General features: G+C 62.1%; 11 protein-coding genes. 6 read left to right on the plus strand and 5 right to left on the minus strand.

Features of this window, described 5'->3' with window-relative positions; translation table 11 throughout:
• The first annotated feature begins 22 nt into the window (after nucleotides 1-22).
• Entirely contained in the window at nucleotides 23-1,933 is a 1,911-nt protein-coding gene (locus LPB072_RS07895) for an FAD-dependent monooxygenase (RefSeq protein ID WP_066094761.1), read from the plus strand.
• A gap of 107 nt (nucleotides 1,934-2,040) precedes the next feature.
• Here LPB072_RS07895 and LPB072_RS23105 read toward each other — a convergent pair whose 3' ends face one another.
• Nucleotides 2,041-2,244 carry a hypothetical protein gene (locus LPB072_RS23105; protein ID WP_082877106.1) on the minus strand — a complete coding sequence of 68 codons (204 nt, stop codon included), beginning with the start codon at nucleotides 2,242-2,244 and terminating at the stop codon, nucleotides 2,041-2,043.
• A 482-nt stretch (nucleotides 2,245-2,726) separates the two neighbouring features.
• Between LPB072_RS23105 and LPB072_RS07900 the strand changes: the two genes are divergently transcribed.
• The 4 genes from LPB072_RS07900 to LPB072_RS07920 all read left to right on the plus strand — a co-directional run bounded on the left by LPB072_RS07900 (nucleotide 2,727) and on the right by LPB072_RS07920 (nucleotide 8,099).
• On the plus strand, nucleotides 2,727-3,152 hold the full coding sequence (locus LPB072_RS07900) for a hypothetical protein (protein ID WP_066093838.1): 426 nt from the start codon (nucleotides 2,727-2,729) through the stop codon (nucleotides 3,150-3,152).
• A gap of 67 nt (nucleotides 3,153-3,219) precedes the next feature.
• Nucleotides 3,220-3,945, plus strand: coding sequence for a hypothetical protein (locus LPB072_RS07905; protein WP_066093840.1), 726 nt, complete (start codon nucleotides 3,220-3,222; stop codon nucleotides 3,943-3,945).
• Nucleotides 3,946-5,150: 1,205 nt separating this feature from the next.
• The gene (locus LPB072_RS07915) at nucleotides 5,151-7,538 is read left to right on the plus strand and encodes a hypothetical protein (RefSeq protein ID WP_157559255.1); all 2,388 of its coding nucleotides are present in this window, start codon (nucleotides 5,151-5,153) and stop codon (nucleotides 7,536-7,538) included.
• A gap of 201 nt (nucleotides 7,539-7,739) precedes the next feature.
• Nucleotides 7,740-8,099, plus strand: coding sequence for a TraR/DksA family transcriptional regulator (locus LPB072_RS07920; protein ID WP_066093848.1), 360 nt, complete (start codon nucleotides 7,740-7,742; stop codon nucleotides 8,097-8,099).
• Between the two features lie 293 nt (nucleotides 8,100-8,392).
• On the opposite strand, the gene LPB072_RS07925 is transcribed toward LPB072_RS07920, so the two are convergent.
• The 4 genes from LPB072_RS07925 to LPB072_RS07940 form a co-directional block, all read right to left on the minus strand.
• The gene (locus LPB072_RS07925; RefSeq protein ID WP_066094764.1) at nucleotides 8,393-9,268 is read right to left on the minus strand and encodes a DUF6920 family protein; all 876 of its coding nucleotides are present in this window, start codon (nucleotides 9,266-9,268) and stop codon (nucleotides 8,393-8,395) included.
• Nucleotides 9,269-9,443: 175 nt separating this feature from the next.
• Nucleotides 9,444-9,743, minus strand: a complete 300-nt coding sequence (locus LPB072_RS07930) for an alpha/beta fold hydrolase (protein ID WP_066093851.1) — start codon at nucleotides 9,741-9,743, stop codon at nucleotides 9,444-9,446.
• Between the two features lie 36 nt (nucleotides 9,744-9,779).
• Nucleotides 9,780-10,409, minus strand: coding sequence for an alpha/beta fold hydrolase (locus LPB072_RS07935; protein WP_157559257.1), 630 nt, complete (start codon nucleotides 10,407-10,409; stop codon nucleotides 9,780-9,782).
• Nucleotides 10,406-10,693, minus strand: a complete 288-nt coding sequence (locus LPB072_RS07940) for a hypothetical protein (protein WP_066093857.1) — start codon at nucleotides 10,691-10,693, stop codon at nucleotides 10,406-10,408. The genes LPB072_RS07935 and LPB072_RS07940 overlap by 4 nt, the downstream gene beginning before the upstream one ends.
• Nucleotides 10,694-10,804: 111 nt before the next feature.
• Between LPB072_RS07940 and LPB072_RS07945 the strand changes: the two genes are divergently transcribed.
• Nucleotides 10,805-12,877, plus strand: coding sequence for a [FeFe] hydrogenase, group A (locus LPB072_RS07945; RefSeq protein ID WP_066094767.1), 2,073 nt, complete (start codon nucleotides 10,805-10,807; stop codon nucleotides 12,875-12,877).
• The last annotated feature ends 8 nt before the right edge of the window (nucleotides 12,878-12,885 follow it).

The raw sequence follows: 12,885 nt of genomic DNA on the forward strand, positions 1-12,885 counted from the left end.
CAAACCGCCTGAAGGAGACCGCATGCAATACCACCTCAACGGCTTCAAACCGGGCGATCCCGATGTCAGCCCGGCCGCTCCCGGCCATCGGCAACCAGGCGATCCCATGCCGAAAACGGTTGACGTGTTGATCGCGGGCTCGGGGCCGGCGGGCCTGTGTCTTGCCGCCCAGCTTGCCGGGGTGCAGGGCATCAGCACCATGCTCGTCGAACCCAAACTTGCGCCCATGGAAAAGGGCCAGGCCGATGGCATCAATGTGCGCTCCATGGAGATGTTCCAGGCTTTCGGATTTGGCGAGAAGGTGTTGCGCGAGTCGGTCTGGATCAACGAGACCACTTTCTGGGCGCAGGGCCAGGCACAACACATCGAGCGGGTGGCACGCGTGCAAGACGTGCCTGAAGGCACGTCCGAGATGCCCCATGTGTTGATCAACCAGGCGCGGGTGCACGAGCTGTTTCTTGACATCATGCGCAACGCGCCCAGCCGTCTGGTGCCCGACCACGGCTGGAAGGTCGCCGACCTGTCGGTCGACACGAATGCCACCGAATACCCGGTCACCGTCATTCTGGAGAACACCACACCCGAGTGCGAGGGCCAGACAACCACCGTGCGGGCGAACTACGTGGTGGGCTGCGACGGTGCCCGCTCCAACGTGCGCCGCGCCATCGGCGGCCAGTTGCAGGGCGATGCGGCGCACCAGGCATGGGGTGTGATCGACCTGCTGGCCACCACCGACTTCCCCGACTGGCGCATGAAATCGTTCGTGCGCTCTCAAGACGACGGGATCCTGATGGTGTTGCCGCGCGAGGGCGGACACCTGGTGCGCCTGTATGTCGAGCTCGACAACCTGGGTGAAGACGAACGTGCGGCCGACCGTGGCATGAATGCTGACGACATCATCGCCAAGGCCCGACGCATCTTCAGCCCTTTCACGCTGGACGTGAAGGAGGTGGTGTGGTGGTCGATCTACGAGATCGGGCACCGCCTGACCGACAAGTTCGACGATGTGCCCGAAGCCGAAATGGCCAGCCGATTCCCCCGCGTGATGCTGGCCGGCGACGCCTGTCACACCCACAGTCCCAAGGCCGGGCAGGGCATGAACGTGTCCATGGGCGACACCTTCAACCTGGGCTGGAAGCTGATCTCGGTACTGACCGGCCGCGCCGACCCTTCGCTGTTGCACAGCTACTCCGGCGAACGGCGGGCCGCTGCCAAAGGCCTGGTGGAGTTCGACCACAAGTGGGCGCGTGTCGTGGGCGCCCGCGATGAAGAAATTGCCGCTGCCGATGGCCTGCCCCGGGTGGCGCGCGAGTTCGTCAACAACCTGCCTTTCACCTGCGGCCTCACCATCCAGTACCAACCTGGCATCCTGGTCGGTGACGCCAGCTGCCAACCGCTGGCCACCGGTTTTGATATCGGCAAGCGTTTCCATTCGGCCCCTGTGATTCGACTGGCCGACGCCAAGCCCATGCAACTCGGCCACACCATTGACGCCGATGCCCGTTTCCGGTTGTTCATCTTTGCCCCTGCGGGCGACGACGGCACCACCGGCGGCGCTGTGGCAGCGCTGTGCGACTGGCTGGAAACCGATCCCGCATCGCCCGTGCGCCGCCACACCGCAGCAGGCGAAGACACCGATGCCGTGATCGACACAAGGGCCGTCTTCCAGCAGGAAGCCCACGCGCTGAACCACGCCGCCATGCCTTCTTTGCTGCGCCCGACAGTGGGCCGCTACGGGTTGTGCGATTACGAAAAGGTGTTCTGTCCTGACCTGAAGCGGGCCCAGGACATCTTCGAGATGCGTGGCATCAACCGGGCCGAAGGGTGTCTGGTTGTCGTGCGTCCCGACCAGTACGTAGGCCACATCCTCCCGCTGTCTGCCCGCGATCAGCTGGCGGCGTATTTCGCGGGCATCTTGCGGCAGCGTGGCTGATCCGGCAGCGCGACCTGAACCGTGCGCAGGTCGATAGCCCACCGTCAGGTCGCAGGCCTGGCGACGCGCAGAAAGCCAGGCCCGACTTCACGTGTACGGGCGAAAGCTCAATGCACCTCTTCGACGGTCGGTCGCGCGTATTCCCACCCGACAAGCGCGCGGGCGCCAAGGTAGGCGTTCCTCAGTCGCTCGGACAGGCCGTTCAGGTCCACTTCGCCATCGGTGTCGCAAGGTACCGAGACGCTCTCGCCTTGAGGAAGCAGTGACGCAAAGCACAACTGATGGGGTGCCGGGTCGTTTTGGGATGTCATGTGCATGCCCCGGTAAAGAGCGGCAACCTGTTTTTACCAGGGCCCGTGCCCACTGCTGCGGGCCCCGTATGCCTCTGGTCGCTCAGTCAAGACACCGCCTTATCTTCAACCTCTGCCCAGACCGTAAAGCGGTGCCAAGCGCCAGCAAACGCGGGCTTCTCGGTGGTTCAAAGTCAAATCGGTTGTGGCCCGAACACCCCAGGAGCAGCAGGAACGTTGGTGCGTTTCGATCGCAGCGCGGCTCACAAACAGCGGCAAGAAACCCGGCGAGGCGATGGTTTGAGGCGCCGTGCACTGCCAACGTCAAGAGACGGAAGACAACACCTGAACGCGACGACAGGCAACTTGACATGCCTTGGCTGGCGGCGTAGTTTAAATAAAGGGGTCCGTTTCCCCGCATCAGGCAGGTATTGAACTGCCTGCCGACGCCATTCGAAGTGGGCTGTCGGGCATTCCACACACAGCCACCGGGAACCGAGCCCATGCTCAGATTTTTGCAAACAATGACACCGGCGTTTCTGCTGGCGGTCTTCGCAGGCCTGTTCGCTATCTCAAGCGCCACCGCGGCCACAAACACCGGTTCGGGCGGAGCGAACTTCACCTGTAGCGCCGACGCCGGGCTCTGCGAATGCGAAGGCAGCAAAGACGGCGCCGACTGCAAAGCGATGCGACGCAACTGCAAAGACATCGACGACATTTTCTCGACCGCATCGCCGGAAGACAAGGGCAAATTCTTTTGCGTGATGGTGAAACAGACTCCCGGCGGCGCAAAGTCCCTGAGTGAGCGTTTGCGCCCCAAAGCCCGGGCTCCCGAGACGGCCGCAGGCGCGCCTGCCGCCAAGCCGTCTGGCAGGAGCAGCGCGGTCTCGCCTGCTGCCCGGTCGGGTGTCACACGAAGCGAGCCCTGACCCGACGCTGGACACGCTGAAAACCTTTTCAGCTAACGGCCTGCCGTTAAACAAAGGAACCCACCCCATGTACAAAGCAACACACTGGTTGACCCTGGCATTGACGACATGGCTGATGTTGCCAAGTGCCCAGGCTTCAGAACCGCTGAATTTCCACGATGCCAGCAGCATCGTGGCCGAGTACAAGCAATGGATGATCGGTGCCAACGGCTCAGGCCCGGTGATACCGCATTCCGAGCGAGACCACCGCAGCAACTTCAACCTGAAGGGCGCGGTGCCCAAGAAATTTCTGCAGTATGAAAAGCAGGGCGCAGGTCGGGGCATCAATATCGGCTGGACCGACAATGCCAGTGCGAAAACGGCCACCAAGAGTTCCCGTTGGCATTTTTCGAGAAAACCCGGCGCCAATGGGCCCATTCTTTACGGTGAATCCGTGGCCATCGGATGGGGCGATGGCAAGCAACCCTTCATCAGGTACAGCAAGCGCAAGGTGGGCATCAACCTCGACTGGTCAAAGCGCCCCGTCTACGAATGGACCCTGCTCGGTGGTGAGCCGCAAACGCCGGTCAAAAGCGGAGAAGACTGGCTGGTCATCTACAACCTGCGACACAACGCGCCGTTGATCTATTTCGACCGCTCGGTTGGTGGCCATATCGGCTGGCCTGACAGCCAGAAGTGGGGCCTGCAAACTGTCAAGTCGATTGGCAATCGGGTCGTCACCAACGATGTCGTGAAAGCATTGCGTTGGGCCGTTGGTTCGGTGCCAACTGTGGAGATTGACATCAAGCGTTGAGCGCAGGCGCAGTGCGGCGAGCGCAAGGCCGCCGCCTGACCTGAGGGGGCAGCGGCGACGCAAGGCCCGGGCCACGGCCGGTGGCAAGCCCCGAACGTCACCCTGCGGTACTCGGCCAACAACAGGCCATTCTGACCAATGGAGATTCCGCAGATGAACAGCAACCGAAAAAATCACCACCTCAAATTGGTTTGCATCCTGACTTTTGCCTTTCTGGCGGGATCACAGGTGCACGCGGCGCAAAAAGGCACGCCCCAGTCACAGGCCAGATCGGACTGGTGCAAATCAAAGATGGACAGCTGTGTCTCGGATGCCAATGACGACTGTGATGACACCTATTCCAGTGGCACCACCAATTCAGCGTTGTGCAAATCAAGTGAAGTGAACACCTGCAAGAACGCCTATGGTTCTACGTCCGACTGCATGTCGCGTGACCGCGTATCCACTGGTTCGAGAAAAGCACAGGCGCCTGCTGGCCAAAAAGCGATCGAGGCGCCGGAAGGTGGTTCGAGGTCGCCAAAAGACAGGTTGAAGGGCCGTGCTCAGCCAGAGGCCTCGAGGGCGGTCTCAAAGTAGCCATCTCGCGCGAGACCGAGCAGGAGGAGGCGTTGATTGCGGACAGGCGGGCTCCGACGCGAGGCGCAACACGTTCCGCGAGGCAGGGTTCCCGGTTGCAGGGAGTCCGCGCCGTGTGTGATCAATCCAGGCTTTCCGTGTCGGCTTGAAGCTGGAGGTGGTGTTCAGAACCCGCGCCGTGCGCAAAACGTTCATCACCCACCCTGGCGCAGGGCGCTTCGCGGCGTGCGACATCCCCGATACCAACGCCTGCTTGGCCGTGTAACTGCCTTCCAGGCGGGGTATGTATATTCAGGCGCTGGGTCGCAAGACCTATGCTGGTGATTTTTCTCCCCCTTTGGTCCCCTGAAGGCCCCACACGCTTTCTTGGCCACGACCTTTCGCTTGAGGCCTTTGCGATGACACTCAGCCACCCCCGTCAGCACCCATCTTCTGGCAGATGGACCGCAGAGGCCGGTCGCGTGACCCGTCTCCGGCGGGGGTCTTTGTTGTGGCTCCCGCTGCTGCTCGGCCTTTCGCCATTTGCGATGGCGCAGGAGCCAACCAGCGAGGAACTGTGGCGTCGGCAACCACCGCCTTTCAAAGCCTATGCCCAAGAGGTCGTTGCGCCAACAAGCCCGGGCGCCGCAATGGAAAAGCGGCTGGGTGGGGTGCCATGGCTGCTTGCGCCGCTGGCTTCGACTCCCCAGCGTCTGGCCGCACTGGAGAAGGCCGCCTCTCACGCCGCGACGCGTTTTGCATCCGTCGGACTGCGCGCCCCCAGGCTCACCCGCCGGGACGGCGTCTACCCCCTCTACTTTGTGCGCGATCTTGGCAGCGCCGCAGCCCAGTACGGCTATGGCTATGGCGAGTTTGGCGTGATCGAGGCGCTCCGGTACCAGAAAAACGAATGGGACCGGGTGATGATCGTCGGCGAAGCCGATGGATTCGGAAAGGACCAGGGCATCTATCCGGAAAAAGTTGCCGTCTCGGTAGCACACGAACTTTTCCACGCCGTGCAGGACAGCTACGCAAACTGGAGCGGTCACGACAACAGCCAACTGCACGAAGAAAAGTGGGTCACCGAAGCTTTGCCCGATGCGATTGGCCTTTGGGCCATCGAGGGGCTGTCGTTCATGGGCAACTCCCCCTTCGACCCACAACAGCGCTTCGCCAGCGGAAGCCGGCGCTTTGGCAAGGTCCTGGGCATGCGGCCCTACGACTACCCCCTTGATCTGCGCACGCCACCGCCAAGCATGCCCATCTTCCCTGCAGGAAGCACAGAAGACGATATGCGTGAGATGGCGTCGTACATGACCAACTCATTCTGGGGCTACGCCTGGCAGCAGAGCATGCCCAAAGGCAGCGAATGGAAGCCCATGCGGCACGCCCTGATGCTTCGCACGCCGCGGCGCGGCACGTCGAGCGTGCGCGAAGACAGCCTGGCGTGGACCGACCGCAGCCTGAAAGAAAACCACCCGGCCTGGAAGCGCGGCCTCTACGACGCCTTGCCGGCCTTCCTGCCCTGGTGGGTGGCTTACCCCGATGATGTGATGCACAGCCGCAAGGGTGAATTCGCGCACACCCGCTGGCTGAAACATGCCTTCGTTGACGGTTGTCCGCTTTATGAGCTGGACGACGCGCACCCCACGGCCACGATCAAAGTGGCGATGCGCGAACTGGCTGGCGCCTGCGCGCGTGTGAAGTGGACCGGCACACCCGTTGGCAAGAGCGGCTGGCCGGCGATGGCCCTGGTGGTCGTATCGGCAGACGGCGGTGGTGACGCCGCGCTGCAAGACTTTCATCTGGGCATGCATGGCACCAGCCTCGGCAAGTCCGACCCGTACCTGGACCCGGCCTCAAAGTTGCTCAGCCTCGGCTGGAGCGGCCTCACGCTGGACCCGCGCAAGCCGGCCAGCACCGATGGCGAAACCGTCATCACCTTCAGCAATGTCCCGCTCGATCCGCTGTACGCCAAGCGGCGAACCTACGACATTTACCTGGGCGTGGGCCGCTCCGACACATCCGGTCAGCTCGACAAACCGGCCGAACGGGGTGGGCGGCCTGCATCGAGCGCGCGGGTCTCACCGCGCCGCCATGTGATGCCCGGCCAGGTCATCGCGGTGCCCGATGGACGCACCCTCACCATGGCCGTCGTGCCGTCGCCCATCGCAGGCAAGGACGACTGCCTGAATGCAACGGCAAAGTCAGCCGGCGTGGTGGCGTTGGGCACCGACGCGGGTGGGGCGTCGAACCTCATGTCGATCTGCCTCGATGTGGCGACCAATGCCACGCGCAAAAGCCTGAATCCGGTGCGCCAACCCGACGTGAAACTTGTGCTGCCCGCCGTGCCTGACGGCCACTCGGGCCCTGTTCGCGGCGGCCAGGTCATCGCCACGTGGGAAGACCCGGGGCTCGGCAAACGGGGTGACCAACATGTTGATGCGCGAACCAAAGACGTCGATATCAACATCACGTTGGCCAATCCGGCTTTCGTGCGTGGCAGTTTCGTCGCGAGGTTCAAGGCCCCGTCTGACACCGTCAATGGCCAGTTGAGCGGCAGCTTCACCGTCTGGCGCGCCACCACCAACCAGCGGATGCCCCTTGCGGACCCTCTCGACTATGTCTCCAGCGACCTGATACAGATGTACACCGCGATGGGCAAAGACCCGGCGGAAATAGGCGCCAAGATGGGGCGGCGCAATGCGTCCCGGCAAAGCAAACCGTCGTCGAACAGCGCGAGCCAGGTGGACGAGATCTGCCCGATGGACTGCAAGGCCATGCGCGAGGGCAAGGCCAGCCCCGATTGCCTCAAGTTGATGGACTCGCTCTACGCTGCCTGCCCGAAAGGCGAAGGGGAGAGCGTCACCCGGGATGAAGTCGCGTCGCTCGCCGCCTGGATGTTCCACACCATGCCCGAGCCCATGCGCTCGGAAATGTCCAGCGGCACCGTGGACACGGTCATGAAGATGCCCTCCGCCATGCGCGAGAGCTGGGCCAGCAAATTGCGCGCCGCACGCGACGCTGAGTCCAAATGATGCGAGGGTCGGCAAACGGGGTGGAGGCGGGCTGAAGTGGCATGTCCCGCCGCCGTTCAGCCCGACCCGCCGCCCGGTGCACGCGATTCCCGATTCTCTGGCGATGAAGCTGGTAGGCTTGTCATCGAACGTGTGCACCGCGCTTGTCCGCAGTGCGACGTATTGTCATCTCCATTCCCATCCATTTCCAAGAGGTACTCCATGAGCCAGCCCCTGACACCCGCCCAGCGCGATGAACTCAAAGCCTTGCTGCTCAAACGCCGCGAGGAACTGCAGCTGGAAATGCAGCAGAACCGGAAAAACCTGACGCCTCCCACCAGCGATGAGGGCGGCATGGTGCAGCGCAACGTGGCCCGCGAAGTGGACCAGACCTTGACCGACCTCGATTCGGCCGACATCACGCGCATCGACCGTGCGCTCAAGGCCATGGCAGACGGCAGCTACGGGCAATGCAGTGCATGCGGCTGTGACATTCCTTTCGAGCGGCTGCAGGTCGAGCCGCAGACCGAGCATTGTGTGGCCTGCAAAGGAAGCTGGGAAAAAGTTTCAGGCCAAGTCTGAATACTGCCCTGGCCAGTACAGGGCCCTTTCGCGGCGAAAGACGCAGGAAAAAAGGAAGCTCGAACCGCCAGCGGTTCGGGCTTTTTTCATGGGCCGGTTGGTTGGCTACTTGCTGCGGTGTTTCCCGAGATGAAAGACGCGGTACCGCAGCAGAGTGAGCCCGAGAGCGTGTTGAATTCGTCAAATGTCGGTCTTCAATCGCCCAGTGCGACAAAAAAAGCTGCAACTTCTCGCCGTTCTTTTCGTGGCCATTTCAAACGGAGATTGCAGCAAGGGCCAGCATCACCAGCAAACTATTTGCCAGTGGCTGTGGTGGCGAAATCGTAGGTCAGGTCTGCAATGGTGCCTCGCCAGTAAGGCTTGCGCCCACCTTCTTCTGGCGGCAGCAGCCAGGCCACCTCACCAGTCACCGGAATGCGCATGCCGTCGCGCATCTGGTAGTTGGACCAGCGGCCTTCCCATGGCCGCATGACGATTTGACCACCGACGGTGCGGCCTCTGGCCTCCGCGCGCACCACGTCAATCAGCCCGTCAGCGCTGAAGGTGAAGGTCAGACTGAGAGTCAGCGGGCCATCGCTCATCGTGGCGGTGGCCGAGTGCTCGTCCAGGCCCGTCCATTGAACGCCCTGGCTGGGCAACAGGGCAGTGGGGTACCACGCCGCCTCTGCAAAAAAACGCATCAACTCCCCTTGGGCCATCTCGCCAGTACCGCGCAATTCCATCAGCGAGAAAAGACCGAGGATGGCCGGGTGGAGAATGCCTTCGCCCTCCACATACGCGTCGTGAACGTTCACGGTCAAACCCGGCAGCATGGCAATTCGAGCGTCCCATACGAAGCCCGGTCGCCGCATGACGACGCGTTGGCGGGAGGTGAACGGTTTCCAGTTGTCGCCTGCCTCCCCCATATTGAAGCCACCCTTGTGTTCGACCGATGCGCCGGTGATGATGGGCGTGCCCTCTGGCAGCACGGTACGGAAGTAGCGCTGCACCACGGGCGGAAGGCCATCGAGCTCGACCGCATCAAATCGTGTGGTCCCCATTGGCGTTCTGCCCGCCTCGACTCGGTCCACCAGGCCCTGGGTCATGCCTTGCCACCGCCAACGACCCAACGCGGTGATCGAAAGAAAAGCGAGCGCGGCAACGACCACAACGATAAAACTGGTCTTCATGAATTCCATTCTTTCAGGCCCTTTCTTCTTTTTCTCTTCTTCGGCGTCGTGTGGCGTTCTCATGGTTCGTTTGAATGACGATCGGTCCAACACCACCGGGTACGCACCCAAGCACTCCAGAAAATGTCCACTTTCTTTGCCTGTTCCATGACCGTGACGGACGGTGGCGCTACCTTCATGGCCGGCTTACCGAAATGAGGAGCCTGGCAATCTCCGCCTGCACGGCGGCGTCGTGTCCCACCAGCAAATGGCCGCCCTGCTCGAAACCGAGAAACTTCGCATTCCTGATTTGTGATGCGGTGTACTGCGCGCCGGCGTAGGTGCCAAAGCCGTCGTCGCGTGCGCTGACCACGAGCGTCGGCACCAGGATGGTTTCCAATGCGTAGGGGCCAAGGCTTTTGCCCAGCCGCGTGTCGTCAATCAAGCCCGCAGCACGCGCAGACACCGGCAGGATCCGGTCGGCCAGGTCGTTCACGCGAGCCTGTTCCGCTTTACTGGCAACGGCCACCTGCTAGGGCGGTGTAGCCAGCACGTGCCGCATGAGGGAATCGCGCGCCACATGGAGTGCGCTCCAAAACAGGAAGTCGGAGGCAAGCAGTCGCAACAGCAGGGCGTCTTTCTTGTCGGATACTGGTGGCGCGGAATGGTTGACATCCCCTGGTTTGAAAGCGATCGGCACCAAGAGTACCAGGGCGCTGACACGGTCCGGATGCCGAATGGCCGTCTGCATGGCCGAAGGGCCACCCGCAGAGACACCCATGACCGCCGCTTTCTCGATGCCCAGCGCGTCGAGCAGACACACATGGGCATCGGCCTGCGCTTCGGGTGATGCGTCTGTCGGCCGCGGCGTGCGCAGGTAACCGAAACGAGACATGGCAATCACCTGCACGCCCTGTTTCGTGAGCGGTCGAGCCCAGGCCATCCCCTGGTCATGGCCACCACCGCTGCCGTGGATCATCAAGAGAGGAATGCCTTGCCCTGCCTGCTGGACTTCGATCGGGCCGCATGGTGTGGACACCACTCGGCTACCCACCGAAGCACTTGCACCCGCCAGTTCCAGGTCGTGCCGAAAGCGCCAGCCCACCCCTACGGTTGCGAACAAAAGGCTCGCCACACTGATACCCAGGACGACGGTTTTCAACGCAGGCTCTCCCACGGTTCGATGCGATCGCCGCTCACCAGAAAATGGTCTACGACCCGTATGGAATAGGGCTCTTCACCCAGGACCGAAGGTACCGCAGTCGACATTTTTCTGTTCGCCAGCTTGCGCATTTCCGCCCCCCAAAACAATGTGGTCAGTCTTGATGAGGCGAGGCAACGCTTGGACACCATCGCCCGGCCCCCGGCATCCTTGATTCGATCATTTTCCATGCGGAAGGCGAATCGAAATTGATCCTGATCAAGCAGATTGAAGCGCTGGATCAATGGCTCCTTTCGGCCTATGATTTATCAGGAAGCGAGGGATGGCAGGTGTCGATTTCAACGTCCACTTCAACGTTCAGACCACGCTCATCAGCCATGCACCACCAGCAAGCAATGATCCATCTCACTGTGAACGGGCGGTCTATCGAGGTCGACGAAGGTTCGACCCTGCTCGACGCCGCCAGGAAGGCTGGCGTCCATGTTCCGACGCTTTGCCACCATCCCCGGCTGCCATCCCGTGCCGTGTGCCGAATGTGCCTCGTCGAGGTCGACGGTGAGTCACGCCCGCAACCGGCGTGCGTGACGCCGGCCAAACAGGCGAGCCGTGTCACCACCGACTCTGCCGCGCTGGAGAGCTTCCGCAACACCAATATGCAATGGTTGCTGGCACGGCATCCGAACGACTGCATGCGATGCGAAGCCAACGGATCCTGCCAGTTGCAAGGCCTTGCCAGCGACTACCAGGTGGTGAACGCGTTCGAGTTTGTGCCCAGAGGATCGCCCGAACATCCCGAACGCCACCTGACCGATCACACCTCACCCAGCATCTGGCGCGACTTGTCGAAGTGCGTTGAATGTGGCCTGTGTGCCGATGCCTGTGGTGATGCGGGGCAACGCCAGCACGTGATCGGTTTTGCGGGGCATGGCTCAGACCGTCTGCCCGTGACGGTTTTTGACCAATCGCTGGCCGACACCAACTGCATTTCCTGCGGTCAGTGCACGCTGGTGTGCCCGGTGGGCGCACTGATCGAAGCCCCCGACTGGCACGATGTGCTCCATACCCTCGATGCACACAGGCGGGTCTCTGCGGTGCAGGTCGCGCCAGCAACGCGTGTGGCGATCAGCGAAGAATTCGGCATGGAGCCCGGCACCGTGAGCACCGGCCGAATGATCAACGCGTTGCGGCAAGTGGGGTTTGACTATGTCTTTGATACCAATTTTGCGGCCGATCTGACCATCATGGAAGAAGGCACGGAGTTGATGACGCGGCTCAAAGACGGGCAAAAGTTGCCCCTCTTCACGTCGTGTTGCCCGGGCTGGGTGAACTGGGTCGAAATCAACCGGCCCGATCTGCTGCCGCACCTGAGCACCACAAAATCGCCGCAACAAATGCATGGCGCCATGACCAAGCGCGGCGTCTTTGCGAGCATGCTGGGCCCTGCTTTTGCGAGCGGAGAAGCCGAGCCCTATGTGGTCAGCGTGATGCCCTGCACGGCCAAGAAAGACGAAGCCCGGCGGCCCGACATGGCCGGCGACGTGGACCACGTGGTGACCACGCGCGAACTGGCCAAAATGATCAGGGCGCGCGGCATTGCCTTTGGCGCATTGCCGGACGACGGCACCTTCGACAACCCCCTCGGCGAAAGCACCGGTGCCGGGCAGATCTTCGGCGCGTCGGGTGGTGTCATGGAGGCGATGGTGCGCACCGCAGCACACTTCCTCGGCGAAGAAGACTCGCTGCCGCTGGAATGGCACCAGCTGCGGGGCGTGGACAAGGTGGTGAAGACGGCCGATGTTCCCGGGCTGGGCAGGGTTGCCATCTGCAATGGCATAGCCGCTGCACAAGAACTGCTGGAAGACGAAAGCTGGCGGCAAACGTTTGTTGCCATCGAGGTCATGGCCTGCGTCGGTGGCTGCCTGGGCGGTGGCGGTGAACCCAAGTCCATGGATCCGCTGATTCTCGAAAAACGCATGAAGGCCATCTACGCCATCGACAGACAGGCGCCCAAGCGACGCGCCCATGAAAACCAGGACGTTCAAAAACTGTATTCAACGCAGTTGAAACACCCGAATTCCCCACAGGCGCATGCTTTGCTGCACACCAGCTTTGCCCCACGCCACTCCACAAGGTCGCTCTTGATGCGGTTTCTCGATTGCGTGGACAGGCGCGATGGCCCTGGCGCCGCTGCGCTGCTGCACCCAGACGCATCGTGGTCAACGGCATCGCCCTTCGGTGAGATTCAAGGTGCCGATGGTATTGCGGCGCTCATCACGACCCGATTGCCACCACGCAAACAAGGACCGGCTTATGCCAGACACCGCATGGTGTCAGCAGCCGATGCCAACAGCCTCGCCATCGTCACGCCCGCGGGCGAGCGGTGCAGCTTCAGCGTCGAAACCGACACGCTGCCCACTGATGGTCGAGACAGGCTGGTGATCCGCAAACTTGTGCGGCATATCCCGTGATCGGTTCC

This window comes from Hydrogenophaga crassostreae (genome assembly GCF_001761385.1).
GTDB lineage: Bacteria > Pseudomonadota > Gammaproteobacteria > Burkholderiales > Burkholderiaceae_C > Hydrogenophaga > Hydrogenophaga crassostreae.

What these genes read in the sequence shown, in the direction of transcription:
- LPB072_RS07905 (WP_066093840.1), top strand. Translation starts at nt 3,220, where the DNA reads ATGTACAAAGCAACACACTGGTTGACCCTGGCATTGACGACATGGCTG.
- LPB072_RS23105 (WP_082877106.1), bottom strand. Translation starts at nt 2,244, where the DNA reads ATGACATCCCAAAACGACCCGGCACCCCATCAGTTGTGCTTTGCGTCA.
- LPB072_RS07925 (WP_066094764.1), bottom strand. Translation starts at nt 9,268, where the DNA reads ATGAAGACCAGTTTTATCGTTGTGGTCGTTGCCGCGCTCGCTTTTCTT.
- LPB072_RS07895 (WP_066094761.1), top strand. Translation starts at nt 23, where the DNA reads ATGCAATACCACCTCAACGGCTTCAAACCGGGCGATCCCGATGTCAGC.
- LPB072_RS07920 (WP_066093848.1), top strand. Translation starts at nt 7,740, where the DNA reads ATGAGCCAGCCCCTGACACCCGCCCAGCGCGATGAACTCAAAGCCTTG.
- LPB072_RS07915 (WP_157559255.1), top strand. Translation starts at nt 5,151, where the DNA reads ATGGAAAAGCGGCTGGGTGGGGTGCCATGGCTGCTTGCGCCGCTGGCT.
- LPB072_RS07945 (WP_066094767.1), top strand. Translation starts at nt 10,805, where the DNA reads ATGATCCATCTCACTGTGAACGGGCGGTCTATCGAGGTCGACGAAGGT.
- LPB072_RS07900 (WP_066093838.1), top strand. Translation starts at nt 2,727, where the DNA reads ATGCTCAGATTTTTGCAAACAATGACACCGGCGTTTCTGCTGGCGGTC.